Origin of the sequence: Dapis brunnea BLCC-M229, assembly GCF_050015995.1 — a bacterium.
Classification (GTDB): domain Bacteria; phylum Cyanobacteriota; class Cyanobacteriia; order Cyanobacteriales; family Microcoleaceae; genus Trichodesmium.
Genome location: NZ_JBNHEP010000231.1, coordinates 29,883 through 55,814, shown reverse-complemented (window position 1 = coordinate 55,814; position 25,932 = coordinate 29,883). Strand labels below are relative to the sequence as shown.

At 34.6% G+C, this 25,932-nt stretch carries 21 protein-coding genes and 1 other RNA gene; 8 read left to right on the top strand and 14 right to left on the bottom strand.

The window, feature by feature from the left end; all coding sequences use genetic code 11:
- Positions 1 to 440: 440 nt before the first annotated feature.
- Entirely contained in the window at positions 441 to 899 is a 459-nt protein-coding gene (gene rplI / locus ACP6PM_RS26990; RefSeq protein ID WP_426589984.1) for a 50S ribosomal protein L9, read from the top strand.
- A 263-nt stretch (positions 900 to 1,162) separates the two neighbouring features.
- Complete coding sequence (gene dnaB, locus ACP6PM_RS26985; protein WP_426589983.1) at positions 1,163 to 4,462, top strand: replicative DNA helicase; 3,300 nt, start codon at positions 1,163 to 1,165, stop codon at positions 4,460 to 4,462.
- A 250-nt stretch (positions 4,463 to 4,712) separates the two neighbouring features.
- Here the strand turns inward: dnaB and ACP6PM_RS26980 are convergent, their stop codons facing one another.
- The 9 genes from ACP6PM_RS26980 to ACP6PM_RS26940 all read right to left on the bottom strand — a co-directional run bounded on the left by ACP6PM_RS26980 (position 4,713) and on the right by ACP6PM_RS26940 (position 11,410).
- Positions 4,713 to 4,910, bottom strand: coding sequence for a hypothetical protein (locus ACP6PM_RS26980; protein WP_426589982.1), 198 nt, complete (start codon positions 4,908 to 4,910; stop codon positions 4,713 to 4,715).
- 6 nt (positions 4,911 to 4,916) lie between these two features.
- Positions 4,917 to 5,078, bottom strand: a complete 162-nt coding sequence (locus ACP6PM_RS26975; RefSeq protein WP_426589981.1) for a hypothetical protein — start codon at positions 5,076 to 5,078, stop codon at positions 4,917 to 4,919.
- Positions 5,079 to 5,723: 645 nt separating this feature from the next.
- Positions 5,724 to 5,849 (bottom strand): hypothetical protein, encoded by a 126-nt coding sequence (locus tag ACP6PM_RS26970; RefSeq protein WP_426589980.1) that lies wholly within the window; start codon positions 5,847 to 5,849, stop codon positions 5,724 to 5,726.
- Between the two features lie 511 nt (positions 5,850 to 6,360).
- The gene (locus tag ACP6PM_RS26965) at positions 6,361 to 7,200 is read right to left on the bottom strand and encodes a hypothetical protein (protein WP_426589979.1); all 840 of its coding nucleotides are present in this window, start codon (positions 7,198 to 7,200) and stop codon (positions 6,361 to 6,363) included.
- A gap of 10 nt (positions 7,201 to 7,210) precedes the next feature.
- The gene (locus tag ACP6PM_RS26960) at positions 7,211 to 8,395 is read right to left on the bottom strand and encodes a hypothetical protein (RefSeq protein WP_426589978.1); all 1,185 of its coding nucleotides are present in this window, start codon (positions 8,393 to 8,395) and stop codon (positions 7,211 to 7,213) included.
- Positions 8,396 to 8,410: 15 nt separating this feature from the next.
- Positions 8,411 to 9,532 (bottom strand): NACHT domain-containing protein, encoded by a 1,122-nt coding sequence (locus tag ACP6PM_RS26955; protein WP_426589977.1) that lies wholly within the window; start codon positions 9,530 to 9,532, stop codon positions 8,411 to 8,413.
- Positions 9,533 to 9,741: 209 nt separating this feature from the next.
- Complete coding sequence (locus ACP6PM_RS26950) at positions 9,742 to 9,966, bottom strand: Uma2 family endonuclease (RefSeq protein WP_426589976.1); 225 nt, start codon at positions 9,964 to 9,966, stop codon at positions 9,742 to 9,744.
- 339 nt (positions 9,967 to 10,305) lie between these two features.
- Positions 10,306 to 10,863, bottom strand: coding sequence for an FKBP-type peptidyl-prolyl cis-trans isomerase (locus ACP6PM_RS26945; protein WP_426589975.1), 558 nt, complete (start codon positions 10,861 to 10,863; stop codon positions 10,306 to 10,308).
- A 220-nt stretch (positions 10,864 to 11,083) separates the two neighbouring features.
- On the bottom strand, positions 11,084 to 11,410 hold the full coding sequence (locus ACP6PM_RS26940; protein WP_426589974.1) for a phasin family protein: 327 nt from the start codon (positions 11,408 to 11,410) through the stop codon (positions 11,084 to 11,086).
- 108 nt (positions 11,411 to 11,518) lie between these two features.
- On the opposite strand from ACP6PM_RS26940, the gene ACP6PM_RS26935 reads away from it, so the two are divergent.
- Positions 11,519 to 11,878: a zinc ribbon domain-containing protein gene (locus ACP6PM_RS26935; RefSeq protein ID WP_426589973.1), complete on the top strand. Its 360-nt coding sequence runs from the start codon at positions 11,519 to 11,521 to the stop codon at positions 11,876 to 11,878.
- Positions 11,879 to 12,081: 203 nt separating this feature from the next.
- Here the strand turns inward: ACP6PM_RS26935 and ACP6PM_RS26930 are convergent, their stop codons facing one another.
- The 3 genes from ACP6PM_RS26930 to purD all read right to left on the bottom strand — a co-directional run bounded on the left by ACP6PM_RS26930 (position 12,082) and on the right by purD (position 16,409).
- Entirely contained in the window at positions 12,082 to 14,256 is a 2,175-nt protein-coding gene (locus ACP6PM_RS26930) for an ATP-binding protein (protein ID WP_426589972.1), read from the bottom strand.
- Between the two features lie 407 nt (positions 14,257 to 14,663).
- Complete coding sequence (locus ACP6PM_RS26925; RefSeq protein WP_426589971.1) at positions 14,664 to 15,125, bottom strand: RNA-guided endonuclease InsQ/TnpB family protein; 462 nt, start codon at positions 15,123 to 15,125, stop codon at positions 14,664 to 14,666.
- The gene (purD, locus tag ACP6PM_RS26920) at positions 15,126 to 16,409 is read right to left on the bottom strand and encodes a phosphoribosylamine--glycine ligase (protein WP_426589970.1); all 1,284 of its coding nucleotides are present in this window, start codon (positions 16,407 to 16,409) and stop codon (positions 15,126 to 15,128) included.
- 370 nt (positions 16,410 to 16,779) lie between these two features.
- Between purD and ACP6PM_RS26915 the strand changes: the two genes are divergently transcribed.
- From ACP6PM_RS26915 to ACP6PM_RS26905, 3 genes are all read left to right on the top strand, one after another.
- The gene (locus ACP6PM_RS26915) at positions 16,780 to 17,121 is read left to right on the top strand and encodes a KGK domain-containing protein (protein ID WP_426589969.1); all 342 of its coding nucleotides are present in this window, start codon (positions 16,780 to 16,782) and stop codon (positions 17,119 to 17,121) included.
- A 768-nt stretch (positions 17,122 to 17,889) separates the two neighbouring features.
- Complete coding sequence (locus ACP6PM_RS26910) at positions 17,890 to 18,873, top strand: protein kinase domain-containing protein (RefSeq protein WP_426589968.1); 984 nt, start codon at positions 17,890 to 17,892, stop codon at positions 18,871 to 18,873.
- Positions 18,874 to 19,069: 196 nt separating this feature from the next.
- Complete coding sequence (locus ACP6PM_RS26905; RefSeq protein WP_426589967.1) at positions 19,070 to 20,716, top strand: formylglycine-generating enzyme family protein; 1,647 nt, start codon at positions 19,070 to 19,072, stop codon at positions 20,714 to 20,716.
- Positions 20,717 to 22,044: 1,328 nt separating this feature from the next.
- Here the strand turns inward: ACP6PM_RS26905 and ACP6PM_RS26900 are convergent.
- Entirely contained in the window at positions 22,045 to 23,232 is a 1,188-nt protein-coding gene (locus ACP6PM_RS26900; RefSeq protein ID WP_426589966.1) for a serine hydrolase domain-containing protein, read from the bottom strand.
- 493 nt (positions 23,233 to 23,725) lie between these two features.
- On the opposite strand from ACP6PM_RS26900, the gene ACP6PM_RS26895 reads away from it, so the two are divergent.
- Both ACP6PM_RS26895 and ssrS read left to right on the top strand, forming a co-directional pair.
- Entirely contained in the window at positions 23,726 to 24,877 is a 1,152-nt protein-coding gene (locus ACP6PM_RS26895; RefSeq protein WP_426589965.1) for a 5-(carboxyamino)imidazole ribonucleotide synthase, read from the top strand.
- Between the two features lie 255 nt (positions 24,878 to 25,132).
- Positions 25,133 to 25,319: non-coding RNA, 6S RNA (gene ssrS / locus ACP6PM_RS26890), on the top strand.
- Between the two features lie 167 nt (positions 25,320 to 25,486).
- Here the strand turns inward: ssrS and ACP6PM_RS26885 are convergent.
- Positions 25,487 to 25,753 (bottom strand): hypothetical protein, encoded by a 267-nt coding sequence (locus tag ACP6PM_RS26885; protein ID WP_426589964.1) that lies wholly within the window; start codon positions 25,751 to 25,753, stop codon positions 25,487 to 25,489.
- Between the last annotated feature and the right edge of the window lie 179 nt (positions 25,754 to 25,932).

Below are 25,932 nucleotides of genomic sequence, written 5' to 3'. Positions count from 1 at the left end.
CTTATTCCCTATTCGCTGTTGCCTAAAATCGAAAATTTGTGTATCTCACCAATTTGAGAAATGCTATATTTATTGAATATTTAATTTGATGATAATTTTTGGGTTGATGAATAGTGGTAAGGTTTACAGTTCAGGGAACATAACTTAAACTTAAGCTTTAACTTTAACTACCTACTCTATAGTTCATCCTAGTTATGACTATACAGCATTTTCACATGAGATATGAAATAGAATGACCATTTCTCATAGCCCGAAAAAATACCCGGAGAGATTTCATACAGTTACCTACTCCCATATCCAGTCTTCCTTTTTGTCATTAATCCTAGTTTATATCTTGTTTGGAAATACTATACCTTCAATTAATCTCTAGTTAGTTCCTATATTATTATTGGAATTAGGATATAATGAAGGTTTGCAGTGAAAATTTTACAATTACAGTCATGGCCAAAAAATTACAGGTAGTCTTGAATCAAGATGTTAACAAGTTGGGAAAATCGGGGGATGTTGTGGAAGTAGCTCCTGGTTATGCCCGTAACTATTTGATTCCTAAGAAAATTGCTTTTCGCACTACTCCAGGTGTTCTTAAACAAGTAGAACGTCGTAAAGAACAAGAGCGACAAAAACAAATAGAATTGAAGCAAGCAGCAGCAGCTCAAAAAACTGCTTTGCAAACAGTCGGTCGCTTCAAAATTGCTAAACAAGTGGGTGAAAATGATGCGATATTTGGTACGGTTACTGATAGAGAATTGGTCGAAGTAATTAAGGAAAATACTGGTCAAGAAATTGATAGACGTGGTGTTACTTTGCCAGAGATTAGCAAGGTTGGTTTCTACAAAGCTGAAATTAAACTTCATCCAGAGGTAACTGCTGAAGTTGAAATTCAAGTGGTGGGTAGTTAACAATTAACAGTTAACAGTTATCAGTTATCAGTTATTGGTTGAACTAGAAACACGAATGACTGATATCTGATTGACTCGATATTAAAAATATTAGTTGTTGAGTGAAAACTTTTACTTTTATTACCTTTTCCTAATAATCTATACTGCCTGTTACCTCTTACCTGTTGCCTACTTCTCCAGAATTGTGTACCTCTAGAAAAGTTGCTGCTGTAACTCTGACTTTATCAGCATTGAAAATAATTTTTAGGTAAATCTATAGATAGATGCAAAGCGATCGCCTAGCTCCCCAAAATATTGAGGCAGAAGAAGCTATTTTAGGTGGTATTCTTCTCGACCCGGAAGCTATTAATCGAGTAACAGAATTGTTACGCCCAGAGTTTTTTGCCATTCAAGCTCATCAAATTATTTATAAAGCAATGTGGCAACTTTATAGTCAGGGCAAACCTACAGATTTAATGACTGTTACCAGTTGGCTTTCCGATCATAATCAATTAGAAAAAATTGGTGGGCAAGTGAAAATAGTTCAACTGTTAGAACGAACTGTTTCTGCAGTTAACATCGACCAATATGCAGCTTTAGTTGTTGATAAATATATCCGACGAAAATTAATTCAAGCTGGAAATGAAATTTTTGATTTAGGCTTTCAAACAGCGACTAAATTAGAAACTATTCTTGACCAAGCAGAACAAAAAGTTTTTGCTCTGACTCAAGATAAACCACAACAAGATTTAGTTCCTATTTCTGAGACTTTAATTGATACTTTTCAGGAGATTGAGGATAGAAATGAGGGGGTTGCTTTACCTGGTCTTGCTTGTGGTTTTTACGATTTAGATGCAATGACTGGAGGTTTTCAACGTTCCGATCTAATCATTGTGGCGGGTAGACCTTCTATGGGAAAATGCGCTACTTATGATACTTTAGTTTTGCAAAAAGATGGAAGTTTAGTTACTTTGGTAGAGGTTTATCAAAGGCAGGAAATAGAATTATTAACTTTGGGAGAAAATAGGAAGTTTCATCTGAGTAAACCGAGTGCTTTTGTTGATGATGGAATTAAACCTGTATTTAGAGTAACGACAAAATTAGGAAGATTTGTAGAGACAACAATTAGTCATCCTTTTTTAACGGTTGATGGTTGGAAACCTTTAGCAAAATTGCAGGTAGGAGAAAAAATAGCTGTACCGCGTCGGTTAGATATTTTTGGTAATGAAACTATTCCAGAAAGTAAGTTTTCTTGCCTGATTGATTCTGATAATTTCTGTCTTTTTCCTCTTGTCTTTAAGTTAGAAAGGTCGCAATTAGTTTTATTTATTAGATATCTATTTTCTTGGGATGGATGGGTAAAAATATCTGAGAGTGGGGGAGTATGTTTTGGTTATTCTGCGGTTAGTGGAAAATTGGTTAGGCAAATACAACATATTTTGCTGAGATTTGGAATTGTTGCTGCTATTGAAAAAATTGAAGAGAAGAGAAGTGGAAAAAGAAAGTTTGTTAAAGAATTCAGAATTCTGAATTCAGAATTCAGAAGTTGTTTTTGTAATAGAGATTTATGGCATTTGACAATTACTGATGCTTTATCTCAGAAAAATTTTATTGCAGATATTGGTGGCTTTGATTCTAAAAATTTCGATTTTGACTCTAGCTGGTTAAATTTAATCACAGAAAATAATTTATGGGATGAGCATTTAGAAAATACAGGAATTTTCTGGGATGAATTGCTCTGTATGATGGAAAACTTTGCCGAATCTAAAAGTCGTTCGGTAAATAGTAGAAGTGGAAAAACACCCTCTACTAAAAATTCTGAGAATTTAACTACTGCTGATGCTATCTGTGGAGAAAATATTTTGGCAGATATGGGAAATCTTCCATCAGAAAATCTGGATTTTGACTCCGAGAGATTCAATTTAGTCAGACAAGAGAATTTCTGGAGTGAGGAATTAGAAAAGACGGAAATTTTCTGGAATAAATTGCTCTGTATGATGGAAAAATTCGCCAAATCTAAAAATCAGTCGGTTAAGAGTAGAAGTAGAAAAACACCCTCTACTAAAAATTCTGAGAATTTAACTACTGCTGATACTATCTCTGGGAGAAATATTCTGGCAAATATGGGAAATCTTCCATCAGAAAATCTGGATTTCCACTCCGACAGATTAAATTTAGCCAAACCAGATAATTTATGGAATGAACAATTAGAAAGTAGCGATATTTTCTGGGATGAAATTGTTTCTATAGAACCAGTAGGAGAAAAGCAAGTATACGATCTGACTGTGCCAGAAACTCATAATTTTGTAGGTAATGATATTTGCCTTCATAATACTAGCTTTGCTGTAAATATTGGTCATAGTATTGCAGCTAATCTCAAATTACCAGTTGCTATTTTTAGTTTGGAAATGTCTAAGGAACAATTGGTCTTAAGACTATTAGCTAGTGAAGCGAGAATTGAAAGTAATAGATTGCGGTCTGGGCGTATTAGTCAGAATGAATGGGAACCTTTAACTTCTGCTATTGGTACTCTTTCTGAGATGCCAATTTTTATTGATGATACTCCTAATATTACTGTTAATGAAATTCGTTCAAAAACTAGACAACTTCAAAGTGAACAGGGTGGGGCGTTAGGATTAATTTTATTAGATTATTTACAGTTAATGGAGGGAAGTAGTAGTGATAATCGAGTCTTAGAGTTGGCAAGAATTACTAGAAATTTAAAAGGTTTGGCGCGGGAACTTTCGGTGCCGATTATTGCTTTATCTCAACTTAGTAGAAGTGTCGAATCTCGAACTAATAAAAGACCAATGATGTCTGACTTAAGAGAGTCTGGTTGTTTGACTGGAGAAACTTTAATCTATTTGGTTGATGGTAAAAAGATTCCTATTTCTCGTCTGGTTGGTAAGTCGAATTTTCCTGTTTTTGCTTTGAATGAAAATACTGGAAAATTTGAGTCGGCGATGGTTAGTCGGGTGTTTTCTACTGGGGTTAAACCTGTCTTTCGTCTGCAAACTTCTTCGGGAAAATTGATTAGGGCGACGGCTAATCATCCTTTCTTTTCTATGGGGGGTTGGAAACAGTTGAATAGTCTGAATATTGGGGATTCTCTTGCTATTTTGAACGAAAAAATGCTTAAATGTTCAATATTGTATTGTGGGCAGTTTTTGTCTCAAGCCGATTTTGGGCCAAAATCTGGTGGAAATTTAGGGTCTGTTGTTAAGTCTCGTCAGTTGGAAGGGTGTACTGAAATTGATGTGGAATGGGATGAAATTGTGGAAATAATGCCTGATGGGGAGGAGGAGGTTTTTGATTTAACTGTACCAGGTTTACATAATTTTGTGGCGAATGAGCTTGTCGTTCATAACTCTATTGAACAGGATGCCGATCTAGTTATTATGCTTTATCGAGATGAGTATTATTCCCCAGATACTCCGGATCAGGGTATTGCTGAGGTTATTATTACTAAGCATAGGAATGGTCCGACTGGTACGGTGAAGTTATTGTTTGACCCTCAGTTTACTAAGTTTAGAAATTTGGCAATAAGAGGAGGGAACAGGGAACAGGGAACAGGGAACAGATAAATCAGTTATAGCGCTACGCGCTAGGGAATAGGGAATAGGGAATAGGGAATAGGGAATAGTAAAGTGTCAAAGGGTTTCAGGATGTATAAATGTCCTAACCTTAATGCCTAGCGCTATATCAGTTATCAGTTATCAGCTTTCGACCTGAATTGCCAATCTTGAAAAGATGAAATATTAGAGAGCGATCGCCTCTTCAGTTACCAGTTATCAGTCTCAGAAATTTTTCCCAGGAGCAATACCAGAAATATTTTCATCTTGTGAAGCTCTTCATAAATGGCGGTTTTTCCCTCGTCAAATCTTTCCATCCATTTCTCCTGAAAAGTACGAAGATTTTCATTCTCTGAAGCTCCTGAAAAATTCGGCGTGTCAAAGGAATTTTCCCAAGAGCAATGCCAAAAATATTTTCATCTTGTGAAGCATCCATAAATAGTTGTTTTTCCTTCATCAAATCTTTCTACCCATTTCTCCTCAGTGGAAAATTACTAACATTTTCATTCTCTGAAGCTCCTGAAAAAATTCGGCGCGTCAAAGGAATTTTCCAATGAGCAATGCCAGAAAAATTTTCATCTTGTGAAGCACCAGGAAATGGTTGTTTTCCCTCGTGAAATATTTCCATCCATCTCTCCTCCATGAAAAATCACCAATATTTTCATTCTCTGAAGCACCTGAGAAAAAATCGGTGCGTCAAAGGAATTTTCCTAGAAGCAACGCCAGAAAAATTTTCATCTTGTGAAGCACCCGAAAATGGTTGTTTTCCCTCGTGAAATATTTCCATCCATCCCTCCTTCGTGAAAAATCACCAACATTTTCATTCTCTGAAGCTCCAAAAAAAAATCGCGCCTCGAAGGATTTTCGGTTGCTTCCTCAGAACTTTTCTGATATTATAAAGTTTAGCTGGTGTTGTTCGCCTATATATATGACTTTTTATTCAACTATTTTTTCTCGTAAGAGGCAATGAAATATTCAGGAATTTTCCCAGAAGCAATACCAGAAAGATTTTCATTTTCTAAAGCTCATGAAAAAATCGGCTCGTCAGGCGATCGCCTTTTCAGTTATCAGTGTTCTGTTTAAATTACCAATTTAAAAGGATGAAAGATGAGAAAGCATCGCCCTTTCGATTCAATGGAAAATCACTAACATTGTCATTCTATGAAGCTCCTAAAATTTCGGCGCGTCGAAGGATTTTCCGTTGCATTCTCATAATTTTTCTGATATCATAAATTTTAGCTGGGGTTACTCGCCTATACGCATGACTTTTTATTCAACCAAATTTCCTTGTCCTTCTGACAATCAAAGGTTCAATAATTTTTCCTAGAGCAATAACAGAAATACTTTCATCTTGTAAAGCACTCCTAAATGCTTGCTTTTTCCTGATTAAATTTTCCATCAGTTATCAGTTATCCGCCTTCAACTCAAATTACTTTTTTAAAGATGAATTTTACGGAGCGATAGAACTCCGTTCCACTTCGCGAACCCTCTTTACCATCCAGTGGAAAGCTACCAACATTGTCATTGTCTGAAGCTCCTGAAAAAAATCGCGCGTCGAAGGATTTTCGGTTGCTTCCTCAGAACTTTTCTGATATTATAAAGTTTAGCTGGTGTTGTTCGCCTATATATATGACTTTTTATTCAACTATTTTTTCTCGTAAGAGGCAATGAAATATTCAGGAATTTTCCCAGAAGCAATACCAGAAAGATTTTCATTTTCTGAAGCTTCAAAAAAATAGGTGTGTCAGGCGATCGCCTTATCAGTTATCAGTTATCAGCTTTCAAGTTAAATTGTTGATATTTTAAGGATGAAATATTAGAGAGCGATTGCTCTTTCCATATATTAAAAAATAATAAATCGTAGGTTTGACGCTAACTGTATATTACTAGACTCTTTACCTAACTTATAGTTAAGTATTAATAGAACTATCATATTTTAAAATATCCTTGAGGGGATTATCCGCTCTGCGTTGTATGTTTTGCGCGTAAATCCATGAAATTGAGAAAATAAAAGACATAATTACTAAAATTAATAGAGGTATTTCCAAAGAAAAAGAAAATTCTAATAGTAAATAAAATAAAAACAGACTCCAATTTAAGACAAAGATACTTAATAGAGTATTTTTTTCCAAAGCCGAGAAGAAAAACATATTAATTAATCCTAAAATTAATCCTAGAGGAAGAAAAAGTAATGAAGATGAAATGATTAAAATTAGTGCCAGTGGAAAACATAATTCTGGTAAAAATTTATATTTTACATCTAGAAAAATATTACGCCAGTCATCGCGAGTGGGAAGACGGTAGTTAATGAGATGATATAGTAAGGAGAATTGTAAATCTATATCCAAAGTTTCAAATAAGGATTGCCATTTTTCGCTGGGATTAATGGAATCAATTACTGGATTAATAAATCCTTGTTTTATTCTACTAATACTTTCTCGTTTCTCTTTGAATCTTAAAAAGATTTTGTGATAATAACCATCTTCTTGTTCAAACTTATAGTAATTGGCTTCTTGTTCAAACTGTTTTAACTGTAAAAAATCTTTTTCATCAAGCAATACTATCGTACACAAAGGAATTACTATTCTTGGATCAATCTTACGTTCAGAAATTTCCTCAGGAGTACACTTACAACAAATTAACCAAGCTACTTTTGCCATATATTCTCTTTCCGATAGTGGAAAATGAACGGCTATCCATTCCCAATCTCTTAAATTAAATTTATTATCAACTCCTGCCATATTTTTCAATCCTAGAAAACTAATTATTAGGAATACTAAATTCCGCAAGATTTAAAGCAGCTAACCTCTGAATATTTTCATCAGAATGATAAAGTAAACCATTTAAAACTTCTGTTGCATAAGGAGTACCAATTTTCACTAAATCTCTCATTGCCATTTCCGAACCTTTTTCCGCTAAACCCTTCAATAAAGAAACTGCAATATCTGCCATATTAATAAGTGCTTGACGAGCATCCAGCAAATCAAAATCCTCATAATACCTAAACAAAATATCCGCCGCTTGTGGCAAATTTGTTTTAGATAATGCCTTAACAGACGCCTGACGAATTTCCAGAGATTCAGAATTATTCAAAGCATTTTCTAGAAACTCAAAAACAACTTTTCCCCTACCTCTTTCACGAACATCAGAAGCAACTGCTCCGAAAGCTCTAGCTAAATTTTCATCATAATTTACTTCTACCAATTTTTCCTTAAACTCTTCAATAATTCTCTCTGCTAAATCAGAAGAAACTTCTTGAGCATCCGCTAAACATTCAAAAGCTGTCAGAGAATCTTCCCGATAAATAACCTCTATTAAATTTGTACTATTCCCCGCAAAACCACACCAAAGTTTAACCGTTTCTCGCCAACGTTCCGGGTCATTTTTAAACTTTTCTATTAACTCATTTTCTCTATCTCTCAAAGCTGTTGCTGCAAAATATTCTTGCAAAGTTAAATGAGCAAACTGATATTTATCTCCCCTCTCAATTTCCAATAATAATCCACTACGTTCGACAATTTCTCTTAATATTAGTTGAGTATCTGTTTCAGGATTAAGATTCAAATCCGGTAAAACTTTCCGAATTTGTTCTACGACAATTTGATAATCTAAACTCAAGTCATTTTTTTGTTGTTGACTAGCATTATCCTGAGCAAATAAAGCTAAATGTTGTAGCACTCTCCGCTTATGAGCGCTCTCTTTATATTGATTAAAATTATTTTGCCATTGATTCAATAAAATATGAGTAGATTCTTGATAAAAATCTGATCGAGACTGAGGCAAAACAAAAGCAGGTTGAGTATAAAGATGAGCAACAATTGTCAACATTAAAGGATTTCTAGCTAACTCCATAATTAGAGGTCTATCTCTCAAAGTTTGTATGAGTTGATCGATAGATTTATCGGGTGGCATTTCAGATTTCCATGCTTCTAAAAAGAGTCGCATTTGTCTGTCGCTAAATTATTTAATATCTAATGTTTTCTCGACAGACTCAGCAAAATCATTCCGATAAACTGCTGCCCGACAAGTAATAATTGTTCGACATTTATTATCGTACTTATCTAATAAATCATTAATAGCTTGTACAACTTGAGTACGAATCAAACTTTTTACTTCATCTAATCCATCAAATAACAGAAATAATTTTCCCTTTTCCAGACTTTGCTCGACAAAAGAATTAGCTTTAGGAAAATCATCCCTATCTAAAGCTTCTACTAATTTCTGTTTTAAGACTTCCATGTTGAGGGCAGAAGTTTCTATTTCATTGAGGCGATATAACTCTAATAAAATCGGCACATACTCATTAGAGGAACTATTTAATTTTTCCCTCGCCCAAGAGAGAACAAGATATTTTAATAAAAGTGTTTTTCTAGCTCCAGGTTGCCCCTTAATAGTCAAACGATTATATTTTTTAATCTCAGAAAAATTAATTGGTTCATTATTAGCTTTTTCCAAGAATTGCAAATCCACATAAATTTCTTGCAAACTTAAAGGACGATTCGGACGAAAAGGAATTTTTAGTTGTTCGTGTTTATTAATGAGACCTTTTTTATAGCATTTTAAAGAGTAATTCCAAAACAATTCAAAACCAGCAATTTGATTGTATAGCCATTTCCCAAAGGTATTCAATAGATGAGTTACCCAACCCTGTATAACTTCCTTAAAAATTAACAGAATAAAAAATACTACGGCAGCAAACCATCCTAACCCAGACAATAAATTGTTATTAATTTTTTCCCAGAGATTACTATCTTTTGCCTCTTTGAGTCTTGTGTATTCTTCCTCGTAAATTTTAGTAATTTCTGGAGTAGTTAAACCAACAGAATTTTTCTCATATAAATCAATCATCAACCTACTATCCATTGCCTTATCATTTTCAACATGACGTTCGGCATAATCTTTAATTTCTTGAATGATAACTTCCCGACTTTGAACATTAGGTGTAGGTGTCTGAGTATAACTAGGTAATATCCAACTCCAACACAATACAATAGTTAAAGTCAGTAGAAACAAATTAATCGAAACCAGTCGGTTAAATTGGTGTGTAAAAAGTTTAGTGTAACAGAAATTAGATTTAGGCATATCAAATTAAAGTCATAAGTTAGAAGTCAGAAGTTAAATTCTTACTTTATTATTTTGATAAAACTAGAAAAAATATTTAATTAATAAGACTATAAACTACAAGTATTTATTCATCAGTATTTACCAATATTCCTACTTCCACTCCTAATTTGAAATACTTCTTTAAGTTTCTTTTTTAAAGGTTTAATTCTGTGACTTTTAGATTTAATTTATACTACTAAATCTGGCACTAACTTCCCAAAATAACGAACACTTTTTTTCAAACATTGGGCACGAACAAAAGAAACATCAGGAACTTTTAAATTAGTATCTGGAAGAATAAAAGTACCACCAGAATCAAACAAACGTCCGAGACGACGTGGATTAAGCCAAACATAAAGAGAAGCTATTAAGCGAACCCCAACTTCACTAGAAATAATATCCGATGGACTCATAACTAATATTTTTCCTTCATCTAATTCTAATTAATAATATAAACCTACTTGATTAAGAGTATCTTGCAATATTTCTAAGTCTTTAACTGTGAGATTTGACATATAATTTTTAGGAATTGAATTAAAGAAGAATATAGAAAGGGAATAGAGATTTATGCTCTATTCCCTGTTAATAATTATAATTTCTGATATAGCTAATTAAAGAATTGGTTAGGATATAGACTAATAATGAATCTTAGACTAGAAAATGTTTTTCCAGCTATTCCCTATTCCCTATTCCCTATTCCCTATTCCCTGTTCCCTGTTCCCTGCTATAGCTAATAGCTTAATGCTTACTTCCTAATTTGCAATTCTCAATAATTCCACATCAAAAATTAGAGTAGCATTAGGAGGTATAACCCCACCAGCACCACGAGAACCATACCCTAATTCTGATGGAATAATCAACTTACGACGTTCACCAACTTTCATACTACCTACCCCTTCATCCCAACCTTTAATAACTTGACCCACGCCAACTTTAAATTGGAAAGGTTGATTGCGATCGCGAGAACTATCAAACTTAGAACCATCCTCTAAAGTTCCAGTATAATGAACTACGACTGTCTGACCACTTTTAGGAGTAGCACCATCTCCTTCTTTTATAACTACATACTTAAGACCAGAATCAGTAGTAATAGTTTCTTCGTTATCTTGAGTCATAATATTTTCTGCTATTGTAGTTGTTGGATTTAGTGTAGTACCTTCTACCAGTTGCTGCTGAACTTCAGTAGGATTTATAGTACCAGGTGTATTTTGAGAAGCAACTGCCTCTTTTCCCGAACCTGTAATTTGAGCAATAATCAAGACTAAACCACAGACTATTACTATTCCCAGACTAATAATAATTCCTCGCAAAATTAATCCTCCTAATTTAAGTCAAAATTCAAAACTTAAAAGTCAAAAATTCTCAGATGAAGTTTAAATTATAGCTACTATATTTTCGAGCTACAGTTAGTAAAAGTATAGTCAAATATAGACAGACTGAATTCCATTTCACGACTGTCAAATTTAGTCCGTGCTGCGAATCTAAATTCAGAATTCTAAATTCTAAATTCTAAATTCTAAATTCTAAATTCTAACGCCAGTTGCGATTTTCCAAATCTCGGATCTGACGCTCCAAACGGTCTAAACGACCCCGCAGTTCGTCCAATTCCGATTGACGAGGAACCCCTATATCCTGCATTACATTGCGCATTTGTCTTTGCATTTGGGTTTCCCAGTTTCCTTGTTCTGACTTAAGTTGCTGCATTATATCATCAACAAAGGTCTTAGCTTGGTCTGAGTTGATAGTGCCATCTTTAACCCATTGGTTAGTTACTTCCTGTATTTTTTCTGCCACTAGGGAAGTTGTACCAATGCCTATCATTAAAAGTTGTTGAAGTAAATTTTCCGTATTATTCATATTTCTTTCCCTTTTTAGGTATATAGGGGCAACTAACTTAAATTAAGCTACACACTTAAACTGTATATCAAAGAAGTTATTGAACTTATATATCTAAATATAATCAAAATGTTAAATTGTCCTCGTTGTCATCAAACAGTTGATAGTCAGGCGATCGCCTGTCCGTATTGTAAATTTCCTCTGAAAGCTTTTGGTCATCCTGGAATTCCTCTTTATCAAGCCGAAGGAGATGAATATTTGTGTAATAATTGCCTCTACCATTTAGATGATAGCTGCAATTTTCCCCAACGTCCCTACGCTAAAGATTGTACTCTTTTCCATGACCAATCTGAACCTCTTGTACCGGATTCTACTTATAATAATCATCATAATAGTTGGTTAAAAATTGTCAAATTTTGGTTTCAGAGACATACTATTTGGTGGTTGTTTTTGACTCTAATTATTATAAGTTTTTTACTGTCTTTGTAACTCAAGCAATCATAAGCATTCAGCTATTAGCTATCAGCAAGCCCTACTTAGACGAGTTCAGTAATATCTAAGTTTGGTATTAATTAATAAAACTGTTATCTCCAAGCAATTAATCTAGATAAATTAATAAAGCTTTTATCTAAAACTAAAGGCAATAGCTGACTGCTGAATGCTTACAGAGGTACTGATAACTGATAACTGAATTAAGTTACTTCTAATAAATGATTTTCTTCTGGTAGTGACTTTTCTTCAAATACTGCTAAATCAAACCAGAAAGTTGTACCTATACCAAGTTCACTTACTAAGTTAACCTTGCTATGATGCTTATCAATAATATTTCTAACAATAGATAAACCTAAACCGGTTCCTTCCAAAGTATGAACGCGATTTTCTACCCGGAAAAATCTCTCAAAGATAGCTTCTTGGTCTTCAGGTTCAATACCACTTCCCGTGTCTGAAATTTCAATTCTGACAAACTGATTAGAATGATTTTCAGATTGTAAATGTTGTTCTATTGGTCGAGGTGGGGGAGGAGAAACTATCCATCCTCCTTGTTCAATTTGTTTAGCTTCTATATTAGTATTTTCTAACTCAGATTCTAATAGATAAGCTCGAATTACTATTCGACCTCCTGCTTCAGTAAACTTCATAGCATTACCTACTAAATTAGCAAATACTTGTAGTAATAGATCGTAATGACCGACCACAGGAGGCAAGTCAGGTTCTATCTCATAATTTAATTCTATTTCTTGATCCTTAGCATTAAGTTGATAAGTTCTTAAAGTTTGTTCTATTGGTTGAGAAATATCAACAGCATTTAGATGATAAATCAGACAAGATTCTAGACGACTTAAATCTAATACATCATTAACTAAACGAGTCAAACGATCTGTTTCGTGATTAGCAGTTTCCAGAAATTCTCGTCTTTCTATTTCACTTAAATCTTCTCCATATTCATACAAAGTTTCTATGAAAGATTTGATATTAAATAGAGGCGTTCTTAACTCATGGGAGACATTACTAATAAACTGACTTTTAGCTTCATTTAATTCTACTTCCCGAGTAATATCTTGCACAGTCATAGCAATTCCTTTGAGACTATTTCGATATGGAGAAAGAACATCTGTTTCTAGTTGATTTTCATAAAGTGTACATTCAGTAACTAAAGGGCGTTCAACAATATTGCAACTATCATAAGCATCATAAATACAACTTTGACAAAGAGATTCTGTACCTGATGCTCTGTTTAAGAGAACAGTTGTTAATAAGATTCTAATTGTACGTTGATTTGGTTCATCTAAAGTACAACGATATTCACCCCCTTCTATTTCACCTATAGCTATTTGATAAAGTGGTCTGTTTAATTCCATCTGTACTGCTGGAGGTAAATTATCTGTTACTTTTCCACCAATGACATTTTTTTCTTCCCAACTAAAAATGCGACGAGCAGTAGGATTAACTAAAATCAGTTGTAAATTAGCATCTAATAACAAAGCACCATCAGCAATTGTGGAAACTAAAGTTTCTAATTTAGCTTTTTCTGCTGTTAATTCTTCAATATTTTGCTTCTTATAACTCTCTAACTGTTCTGCCATTTCATTAAAGCTCAAAATCAGTTGCCCTAGTTCTCCTCCAAAGGGTAAATCTATCCTTTGTTTAAAATTTCCCTGAGCAATATTTTTCACACCTTCTGATAATTTCTTTATTGGTTTAGTAATAATCAAAGCATTAAATACTGCCCCTAAAATTACCATTGCCCAGATAGAAACAAAAACTGCTAAAGTCACATCTCTAGTCAGATTTGAAGAGACAACAACAGTGGGATTAGGATTAATTCCAACAGCTAAAACTCCTAAATATTTACTCTCATTAATTAAAGGAACAAAAACATCGGTTAATTCCCCATTAGGAGTTAAATGTTGTCGCACCAGAGGTAAGGCAGAAAAATTTTTTGCTTCTATATTGGCCATAAAATCTTCTGGCAGTTGAATTCGGCGACGGAGGGTGAGAGATGTCTTTACCTCAGATTCTGAGAAGGGAAGACCTAAGAAAATTTTTCCTTCTTCATCAGCATAGAGCATATAACGTACACTGGAGGTACTGTTGTAGAAAAGTCTAGAAAAGCGGGCCACTTCGTTACGATCGCCTTCTGCTACAAGTGGGGCGACATTAGCTGCTAATAATAGACCCAGGTCTCGACCATAACGAGTGTCATTGAGGCGAGCATCCTCTTGAATAGCATTTACTGCCCAGAAGCTGAAACTGCTCATTAGCAAAGATACTATTAGGGTGATAACCGCCATGAGTTTAGTCTGGAGGGTAAACTCAGACCACCAGTTAGCAATTATTTCTCCGATTTTTTTTAGGAGGGGAAGCATTTTAAAAGTCAAAAATTAAAAGTTAAAAGTCAAAAGTTAAAATTACTTCTCGACTCTATCTTATATTAACTAGGGTAGTTAGGAATGCCTGAAAGGTTATATTGATTTTATTTATTTGTTAGTTGTGAGGAGAACGAGGAGTAGAAAGTTGGTAGAACTACCAACTAATAATTAATACTGACTGATACTCTGACTATACCTTTACCGAAAAAATTACAATGTACCAATACTAGAAAGTTTACCTGAGTAGTAGATATAAAAATAACTTTACTGAGGATTATTGACATCCTCCCGACGTTGGACTTGCGTGACAACGCGGGATTCCCATCCATCAAAACAAGCGAAGTTGAATTGGCTCAGGGCGGGTAGACGACTCATTGCTGCTGGCTAGCTTTTCACGGCGAGTCTTACGGCTGCTCCTCTTGCTTTGACTTTCTTGACTTGAATTTAGGTGGTTTAGCCTTAATCCCTTTCCTTTTACCAGTACAACTATTAAAGAAGTTTCTGTAAGCTTGCTCTAAGTCTTTGAGAGACTGTTGTAATGGAGTAGAAGCCACCTCTTTTAACCAAAGTAATTCTCTTTTAGCTTGTGTTATGAATTGTTTAGTTAAATCAGTATATGAAGGCTTTTTAATGCCATTAATATACAACTGATTACAATGTGCTAAACTTTGATTCCAAACATACCGACAACAACCAAATAATTGATTTAATTTAGTTATTTGGATATGGTTTGGATAGATGCGGTATTTGTACCTAGCTTTCAATTTTATCGACCTGTTACTAATATTAGTTGCGTTTGTCATAGCATGGGTTGGTATTCCCATACGACGCTCCCCTGCGGGAGAGCGCGGGTCTTCTACCAACATTTAGATAAATTCTGAATTACCAAAAACCCGACTACCTATATCTCGGCGATAGTACATTCCTTCAAATTTAATACAATCTACAGCAGCATAAGCCTTTTCCTTGGCTTCAATAAAATTATCCCCCACTGCTGTTACTCCCAAGACACGACCACCATCAGTAATTAAATCTTGTGCCTGTAATTTTGTTCCAGCATGAAATATAGTTGCTCCAGTCGCTTCAGCTTTTTCTATGCCAGAAATTATTTTACCTTTCTCATAAGCTCCTGGATAACCCCCAGAAGCTAAAACTACACATACCCCTACTCCTGCTTTCCAATTAATAGGGGACAACTCAGCCAAACGTTGTTCACAACAAGCTAATAATAATTCCTCCAATGGGGTTTCCAACAGAGAGAGAATAGGTTGAGTTTCTGGGTCGCCGAACCTACAGTTAAATTCTAAGACTTTTGGCTCTCCTGTAGGACTAATCATTAATCCAGCATAAACCACACCTCGATAATCAATACCACGTTTTTGTAAATTAGTCAAAGTTGGTTCTAGGACTTCTTGTTGAATGCAGGCCATGAGTTCCGGGGTAACAATAGGAGTAGGGGCGTAAGCGCCCATACCTCCAGTATTCAGTCCTGTGTCTCCTTCGCCTACTTGTTTATGGTCTTGGGCTGGTAATAGGGGACGAATGGTTAGTCCATCGGTCAGGGCTAATACTGATATTTCTTGACCTGTGAGGAACTCTTCTACTACCACAGATTGGTTTTTATCGTCAAACTCTCCCTGGAAAATGGCATCTATAGCATTATGAGCCATTTCAATTGTAGTAGCGACCGTGACTCCTTTTCCAGCAGCTAGACCATCAGCTTTAATGACTATAGGAGTTTCTGTAATGTATTCTTTAGCAGTTTCGGCGTTGGTAAAGGTAGCTGATTTAGCGGTAGGAATATTTGCTTCGACCATGAAATCTTTTGCCCAAGATTTACTAGCTTCGAGAATGGCACCTGCTTTGGTGGGACCGAATATTTTCAGCTTGGGTTGTTGTAGGTAGTCGGTGATGCCGAGGGCTAGGGGAACTTCTGGACCAACAACTACGAGAGAGATGTTTTGGTCGGTGATGAGTTGTTTGAGGGCTGGAAAGTCTGTAACTGGAATGGGTATGTTTTGACATTTTGCCTGGGTGGCTGTACCGCCGTTACCAGGGGTGCAAAATATTTGTTGAACTTGGGAAGAGTGGGATAATTTCCAGGCGATCGCGTGTTCTCTACCGCCGTTACCTACTATTAATATTTTCATGTTTTTTTTAACAAGGAAGAAGGTAGAAGATATTAGTTATCTAAGAGAGAAGGAAGAAGTAAGAATACTTTATACCAATCGGATTTATAAAAGCTGATTTATAGATATCTATAATTATGGTTTACTTTATAACTAACTTATAATAACCATATTTGGTATTAGTTATCAAGAATAGAAAGTAAAATTTTAAATAAAGTATGAAAGTCTCACTAAAAATAAGGATAGGTAGTTAAGTTGATATAACAATAGTTGTTTGTTTAGATGAGTTGGTTAATATGAGTGATAATTTTCAATTACTTAAAAATGACAATGATGTTTTGTTATTCAATCAACCAACATACATATATATATAGTTGGGAGATTTAAATAATTGTGTTTAAAGTCAATAAAAGCCACAGTTTATTCAAAAGCGGAGCAGAATCGCTGGTTCGTGATTTTTGCCAGACTAAATGGAAGGTTTATTGTCGATAAAAAAGTACAGATAGGATTAAATAGTAGCAAATGGGAATCAGTAAGTGAAGAAATAGAATGCGAATTCTTAAAGCCTGGTGATAGTGGTTGGCAAAAAGGTAAACTTAGAGTCAAAAGTTATGTTGATTTTTTACCAGGAGACAATAGAGGATTCAATTATCATTCTTGGGAGCCAGTAAGTAAAGATAACCAACCAAAATCAGAAATAAAAATAGAACTAGAATTTTGCCCAGATTTATAGCAATTCCCAAAGTTATAAGGTACAGTTTTTTTTCTTCTTTTGTGTTCCCTGTTCCCTGTTCCCTGTTCCCTGTTCCCTCAAACCTAAAATTCTATACCTCACCAGTGTGGGAATTGCTATAACTATTGAACCTGAATCACCATTAGATGATATTCGCTGCTAGCGAAAGCTATAAAAAACTTTTGTAAAAATCATCTTCTCTGACAAAGAAAATATTATCAAACCAAGCTAAAACAAATTCATAAATTGTTTTCTTGATTGACTTATATTTGAGAAAAAATCAAGTTATAAAAATTTTGACTTAATTGTGAAGTAAGATTTAAAATTTACGACGAAAAATTTCTACCACACATTAGCTATGTAGACTGCTAAAGTGAAGTATGAAAATACTGATCGTTGAACCAGATAAAAATTAGTAGCTACTTAGGGAAATGTCATAATTTTTTCTATATTGTACTAATTTTTTCAGTGAAGTAATGACAGAAAAATTTGTCAAAAATCTAGAAACAATAGAAAAATTTGCTTGAAATAGATAAACAACTTTTATAGCTAAAATTTATCAATCTGAGAGTATTATTTTGGGAAATAAATACCCGGAGCTATAGCAGAACCTAAATATTTACAATCACGATAGTTATAATTAAAAACCAAGACCAAAAAATAAAGTCTTATGCCTTCCTTTTGAGAGGGATGAAAATAATAAAATTCAGTATTTCAAGCCTCCTAGTTAAGTAGGATCTACTCATAACTTAATAACTGATAACTGAAATGACCCAATGCCTAAATCCTGATTGTTTAGAATCTAATCCGCCAGAAACGAAATTCTGTCAAAGTTGTGATGAAAAATTAGTCTTAGCCGAACGTTATCGTGCCTTAAAAATTATTGGGCGGGGTGGTTTTGGTCGAACTTTTCTAGCTGTAGATGAATTCAAACCCTCAAAGCCTTTTTGTGTAATTAAACAATTTTTACCTCAAGCACAAGGAACCAAAAATTTATCAAAAGCTGCTCTATTATTTGCTCAAGAAGCTGAACGTTTAGATACTTTAGGTAGACATCCACAGATTCCAGAACTTTTGGCATACTTTACTCAAGATAATCGACAATATTTAGTACAAGAATTTATCGACGGACAAACTTTACAACAGGAATTAGCTCGGTCGGGAGCTTTTGATCAAAGGAAAATTTTGGAGTTGTTAAAAAGTTTGTTGCCCGTGTTGGAATTTATTCATTCTCAACAGGTGATTCATCGAGATATAAAACCAGAGAATATTATTAGGAGAAAGAATGATAATCAATATCCAGTGCGAGCTTCTAGCTCGCCAGAGAATAATATTATATTAGTAGATTTTGGCATAGCGAAATTTGCTACAAAGACTGCTTTGGCTGTGACAGGAACTATTATTGGCTCTGAAGGATATGCTCCTCCCGAACAAGCAATGGGAAAAGCAACCTTTTCTAGCGATATTTATAGTTTGGGTGTAACTTGTATTCATTTATTAACTGAAGTTAAACCTTTTAACTTATTTGATGTGAGTGAAGGTGAGTGGATATGGCGAAATTATTTAAAGTCGAGGGTGAGTGATGAAGTAAAAAATTTGTTGGATAAAATGATTATTGGGGCGACTAGGAAAAGATTTCAAAATCCAGGAGAAATCTTGTCGCTGATTAATCAGACTTATCCAACAGAAAAAAAAATCGACCCCTCCACCACGAATATTTCCAAAACCAACAGCAACACCAGTTATTATTGAAACTTCTCCACCACAAACATTTCTCACATCAATACCAGAATCAGAAATAGGAGAAATATTTACTTTTGAGGTAGTAACTGTCGATAAATTTGGCAAAATAATTAGTCGCACTCCTGGTAATGCCAGACAAAAAATAGAAAATTTAGGTAATGGTATTAAATTAGAAATCGTTTATATTCCTGGAGGAAGTTTTATTATGGGTTCCCCAGAAGATAAACCACCAAAATACGATATAGAAAGTCCGCCACATCAAGTTAATATTCAACCTTTTTATATGAGTAAATACCCTATTACTCAAAACCAATACCAAACCATTATGGGAGAAAATCCTTCTAACTTTAAAGGAGGAGACTTCCCAGTAGAAAATGTGACATGGCATAACGCCACAGAATTTTGTCAAAGACTCTCTGAAAAAACTGGGAAAATTTATAGACTGCCCAGTGAGAGTCAGTGGGAATATGCTTGTCGCGCAGGAACAACTACTCCTTTTTATTTTGGAGAAACTATAACGTCTGAGTTAGCTAACTACAATGGCAACTATACTTATGGTAAAGCTCCTAAAAGTAACTATCTACAAGAAACAACAAATGTAGGAATTTTCCCTCCCAACGCTTTTGGTTTATACGATATGCACGGCAATGTCTGGGAGTGGTGTCTAGATATTTGGCACGATAATTATAATGGCGCTCCTCATGACGGAAGTGTTTGGGAAAGAGGAGAAAGTAGTAATCAAAGAGTTATCCGTGGTGGTAGTTGGAACAATAATCCTAACCATTGCCGGAGTGCCTTCCGCTTTAACAACTATGTTGACAACTGCATCATTAACTTGGGTTTCCGCATTCTCTTATTGCCTGATTTTCAGAAAAAGTTTCAAAATACAGGAGCAATATTGTCGGTTATTAACCAAACTTATCCAAGGGAAAAAACCTTTACCCCTCCACCACAAATATCTCGAAAGTTAACAGCGCCACCTGTTATTAACGAAACTTCTCCACCACATAAATTTCCCGAATTAATACCAGAATCAGAAATAGGAGAAATATTTACTTTTGAAGTAGTGAGTGTTGATAATTTTGGCAAAATAATCAGTCGGACTCCTGGTAATGCCAGAGAAAAAATAGAAGATTTAGGTAATGGTATTAAATTAGAAATGGTTTATATTCCTGGAGGAAGTTTTATTATGGGTTCCCCAGAAAATGAAGTGCGAAGATTTAAGGCAGAAAGTCCTCAACATCAAGTTAATCTCCAACCTTTTTATATGAGCAAATATCCTATTACTCAAGAACAATATCAAGTCATTATGGATAAAAATCCCTCTCATTTTAAAGGAAGAAATCGTCCTGTAGAAAATGTGACATGGTACAACGCCACAGAATTTTGTCAAAAGCTATCCGAGAAAACTAGAAGAATTTACAGTTTGCCAAGTGAGAGTCAATGGGAATATGCCTGTCGAGCTGGAACAACCACACCATTTTATTTTGGAGAAACTATAACGTCTGAATTAGTTAACTATAATGGTAACTATAGTTATAGGGATACTCCTAAAGGTAAATATCGAGAACAAACAACAAATGTAGGAAGCTTTCCTCCCAATACTTTTGGTTTATATGATATGCACGGCAATGTCTGGGAGTGGTGTCTCGATATTTGGCATGATAATTATGAGGGTGCGCCTAATGATGGTAGTGCTTGGCAGAATAGAGACATAGATAATTCTCCACTACGGGGTGGTTCTTGGTACGATAATCCTGAGTTCTGCCGTTCTGCTATTCGCGTCAGTTACTTTGGGCGGGTCTTCCGTTACAACTACTTTGGTTTCCGTATAGTCTGTAGTCCTAATTAGGGTTTGCTGAAAAAGTCTTTTTTAAGGAGTAGGGGAGTAGGGGAGTAGGGAAGTAGGGAAGTAGGTGAGTAGGGGAGTAGGGAAGTAGGGAAGTAGGGAAGTAGGGGAGTAATTTTTTTGCTATACTCTTGCCGAAAATGCAGTTGTACGAAACTGTAGAAAATTGGTTCTACTTTAACTACTCCGAAGAATAGAGAGTTCGTTTCCTGCTTTAACCAGAACTGTCGGCAGCACTCTGTCCACAGGCTTAAAATCGGGCACAACTCACCCTATATCTAACAAAATTTGAAATTAATGGATTTGACTGCTTTACTACTCTAATCCGCTATTTTCAGGAAATTTAACACTGGTGGATGTACCCAGTCACCTTGTTACAGGTATCCTACTAGATGCGAGTTTTGTTCCGGTTGTCAAGCCGTTAAGTTTTGAAGCTTGGTTTTTGCTTTTGTACTGTTCTATCAAATTTTCTACAGTTTACGGTTAACAGTTGTCAACCCTCAGTAGAGGTAAATATTCATTCTGTGAAGCTCCAAAAAAATCAGCTAAGGATTTGCCTTGCATTCTCTCTAAAATCGCGATAGTATTTATTTATAATGACTTGTTCGCCCATACTCTTGATTTTTGATTCAACACAAAAAACAAATTTTTGAGGTTGCTAGATTTAGTATGAACACTAGCCCAGCTAAAAATATAGAAAATTCTTTTCCTTACCACAAAGCAGTCAATCTATCAACCAGCCGAAAAATGAAGAGAGGAAAATTAGTCGCTCATCTAAAAGTAAATTAAGGGCGATCGCTCCCCAAACAACTAAATCATAGGCATTTGCAGCTTCAAAATCTTGTTAAGTAATAAAATAGCTACAGATTATATCACTACTTATAATATTACAAAATTGAGCAAAAGAGCTAAAAAGATTGAAATTTCGTGAATTGATAGAAAAAATTTTTCTCCTTTTTTGTCATAGATTAATGACAAAGTTAAAAATTTTCAAACTAAAAACCAAAACCTATAACTAAAACTTAAAACCCACATAATTTGAGATTAACATAATTTGAGATTATAAGTGAGAGTGGACTAAAGATGATTACAGATTAAGCATGATGATCGAGTTAATATTTGCCCACCCTATAGATTTATCAAAAAGAATCCAAACTAATATGTTAGGTTTCCTACTAACTAATCGGCGATCGCCCAAAACAAAGCTACTATTTAGCTACTGTTTATAGATCGTCAAATAGATTGAGTTTATATTTGTATGCCCACCAAACAAATTGAGAATAAATAATCAGAATTAATTTGTTGAGTTTCTCAGATCAACCTATATTTGATTAATCTAACTCATCAGCGATCGCTCGAAATAAAGCAATTGTTTCTACATCATCAATACTTCTATAAATCTTATTGCCAGAGCCTGTTTTTACTCCGACTAAGTTCTTTTCAGGATTAATATAAAGATATTGCCCCCAGGCTCCAGTTGCACAGTAATCACCATTTGACCCTTCAGGAATCCACCAATGATATTGATAACCCCACTTAAAATATCTCTCATCTGTTGCTCCTGGTTTTAAGTAGGGAGTATTGGGTATTGTTGACTCTTTTACCCAACTTTTAGGGATAATTTGTTGTCCGTTAAAATATCCATTGTGTAGATAAACTAAACCAAATTTTCCATAATCTCTCAAAGTACAATTCATACCACAAAAAGTTACTTCTGTTCCATAATTATCTGTTAACCAATAAGCATCTGATTCTGCTCCCATTGGTTGCCATATTTTCTTCTCTAAATAAGTCACAATGTTTTGCCCGGTTGTTCGTTTTAATAATAAACTTAATATCTGACTATTTAAGCCCATGTATTCAAAATAATTTCCTGATGGGTATTGAGAAGGATAATTTAAAACTGCCTTTTCCATAGGCTGTATATAGAGAAATAATTTATATAAAAGTTGATAAATATCTGTATTTTGATGACGAAAGTTTTCAGTAAATCTAACACCCGATTGCATCTGGAGAATGTGTTTAATTGGTACATTGTTATAACCAGATACTTTCAATTCTGGCATATATTTAGTAATCGGGTCATCTATACTATTAATATAATTATCTTCTAAAGCAATTCCTATCAAAGCAGATATGAAAGCTTTTGCTACTGACCAAGATGTGATTTTATTGGTTTTTGCATAACCTTGAAAGTATTTTTCATAGACAATTACATCATTTTTGACTAACAAAAAACCAGTAGTTTTTAAACGCTGCAAAAATTTTGACATCTTCCTGGTTTCACCCTGGAAATTATAAGATATATTCAGGTCGCATAAATTTTCCTGAAATTTATAGTTTTTTTTATAACGATGGATAATTGTACTGGGAAAAACCAGATTCATATTGCGAAAATTGATAATTCTTTTATCATCATCAAATAAAGTAAATTTAGGTTCAAAATAAAATTTCCAGATAATTAAAATAATAGTAATTAGAGGCAGAATAAAAATGAGTATAAATTTGATAATGTTCATAGCTATTAGCTGAATAGTAGATCGGGATACTGCTGACGCAACGCTCGGAATATTTCTTTGGAATACTCGGTAAATATGTCGCGTAGTGAAACGCTGTTTATGTTATCATCTGGAAATAAAATTGGCTAGGGGTTAATAAATGCCGGATGATTTAGTACCATTTATCATTGGTGTAAGTGTTTTGATTCTTTATTTAGTATTTTCAGCTATGACTGAAATGGGAACAAAATGGCTTGGTAGAAAAAAAGATGATTAATACTTTCGCTCTAACTATTCTTAAAAAAATTATTGTTTTATATAATTTTAATTAGCAGAAATACAAAAAAATTATTGAAGCTTTGGGAGAAAATTGCATAGTTATCATTTATCAGTTAGCTTCCTGGATGGGAACTGCGTTTTTTCCTCCGAAATGCTCCACAAATATGTCGCGTAGCGAAACAGTAACTCTAGCTTAAGCAACAAGCTTGAAATGTGGAATTTTATTTTCTCTAAAATGAAAAATACTGAAATTAGTCAAAACCAACCCAGTAAAATTGAAAAAGTCGGTGTTATTGGTGGAGGTCAGTTAGCATGGATGATGGCGGATGCAGCTAAAAAACTAGGAGTAGATTTAATTATTCAAACTCCCCATAAGGATGACCCGGCAGTATCTATAGCAAAGGATATTATTTTTGCAGAAATTGATGATGCTCAGGCAACTACGAAGTTAGCAAATAGTTGTGATGTGATTACTTTTGAGAATGAGTTTATTAATATAGATGAGTTGTCACATCTGCCTGAAAATAATGTAATTTTTCGTCCGAGTTTATCTGTGTTGAAGCCATTATTAGATAAATATGAACAGTTATGTTATTTACGAGATTTAGGTTTACCTGTTCCTAACTTTTGGGAGTGGGGAAAAGAAATTGAGTCTTTATCTTTACCCCTGGTATTAAAAGCTCGTCGTCATGGTTATGACGGGCAAGGTACTTTTATTATCAAAGATATTGAGAGTTTAAAATCTAAAGGAAATTCGGAAATTTTCATACAAGAATTTATCCCTTTTGACCGAGAAATTGCAGTTATTGCCGCTCGTGGAGTGACTGGCGAAGTTAAGGTTTATTCCGTGGTAGAAACTCAACAGGAAAATCAGGTTTGTCGGCGGGTTTTTGTGCCTGATGAAAATTTAGAATTAGTAGAAAAAATTCAAGCGATCGCTCAGAGTCTTCTCAATAGTTTAGAAGTAGTAGGAGTATTTGGGATTGAAATGTTTATTACTAAAGATCAGAAAGTTTTGATTAATGAAATTGCTCCGAGAACTCATAATTCTGGTCATTACACTTTGGATGGTTGTGAGACTTCCCAATTTGAACAACATTTACGGGCAGTTTGTGGTTTACCTCTGGGTAGTACCACTCTCAAAACTAGAGGAGCGGTGATGGTAAATTTGTTAGGTTATGAATTTGGGGAAAATCACTACTTGACAAAACGGCAACAGTTGGCAAATATTCCTAATGCTTCAGTTTGGTGGTATGGAAAAACAGAATCTCGCCCTGGACGGAAGTTAGGTCATGTGACTGTTTTGCTAGATGAGGAAAATTTTGAAACTATGCGTTGGCAGGGTGAGGCGATCGCTAATCAAATCGAAAATATCTGGTATAATTAAAATTTGGAGCTTCAGATTATTTGAGAATGATGAACATATAGAAGGAGTGAGAAGAGACGCCCTAAATAGAAAATACAGCACTATGTAAATAGGGCACAAACATTTATAAATTCTCAAACTCAGGCAGGTATTACTTCTGACTTGCGTCTACCGCTATAGCTTCAAGGAATTTATAACTTTTGACTTTTAAATTTTGAATTTTGACTTACTCAAGGGGGGTGACAGAAAAAAAATAACCGCTATAATAGTTAGCAGGTTCTACTGCGACGTTGGTGACTGCCAATAATGTTTTTTTGACCTACAAATCAAAAAACATTGGGAATCTAGATGTTCGAGTGGCAGTAAACTGGGCCTGTACCCAGAAACTTTAAACTTGGGCCAAGATACCCACCTGGTATTATCCAGGTCAAAAGCTGAGGTAAGACGGCGTTGTGGTGAACTATTTTTTTTTGAAGGAATAAGGACGAACGAATATACAAAAAGTTAGGCTTTGCATATTTGTGGGATGAATTATAGTTTTAGAGAAAGAAGTTTTAGAGAAAGAGGAAGTAACAGATGAAATTTACTTTTTCTGCAAAGATTCATCCCTTGGTTCAGCAATACCAAAAGTTAAAGATACCCTTGAAAATTTTTCAGGGAGATATTCTCACTGAGATTATATAACTGGTCAACTAATTTTTCTATTCCTGATAATTGAGGAAACAACAGACAACAAGAAAAGTACTCTTCAAAATTTTTCTCACCAATATTTGACTCCATCCACAAGTGAAAATTTTTCAGGGAGATATTCTCAGTGAGACTATATAACTGGTCAAGTAATTTTTCTGTTCCTGATAATTGAGGAAACATATAGATAAGAAAGAAAATACCTTTCAAAATGTTTCTCACCAATATTTGACTCCATTCACAGGTAAAAATTTTTCAGGGAGATATTCTCATTAATATTTGACTCTCACCCACAGGTAAAAATTTTTCAGGGAGATATTCTCACTGAGACTATGACTATATAACTGGTCAAGTAATTTTTCTGTTCCTGATAATTGAGGAAACATATA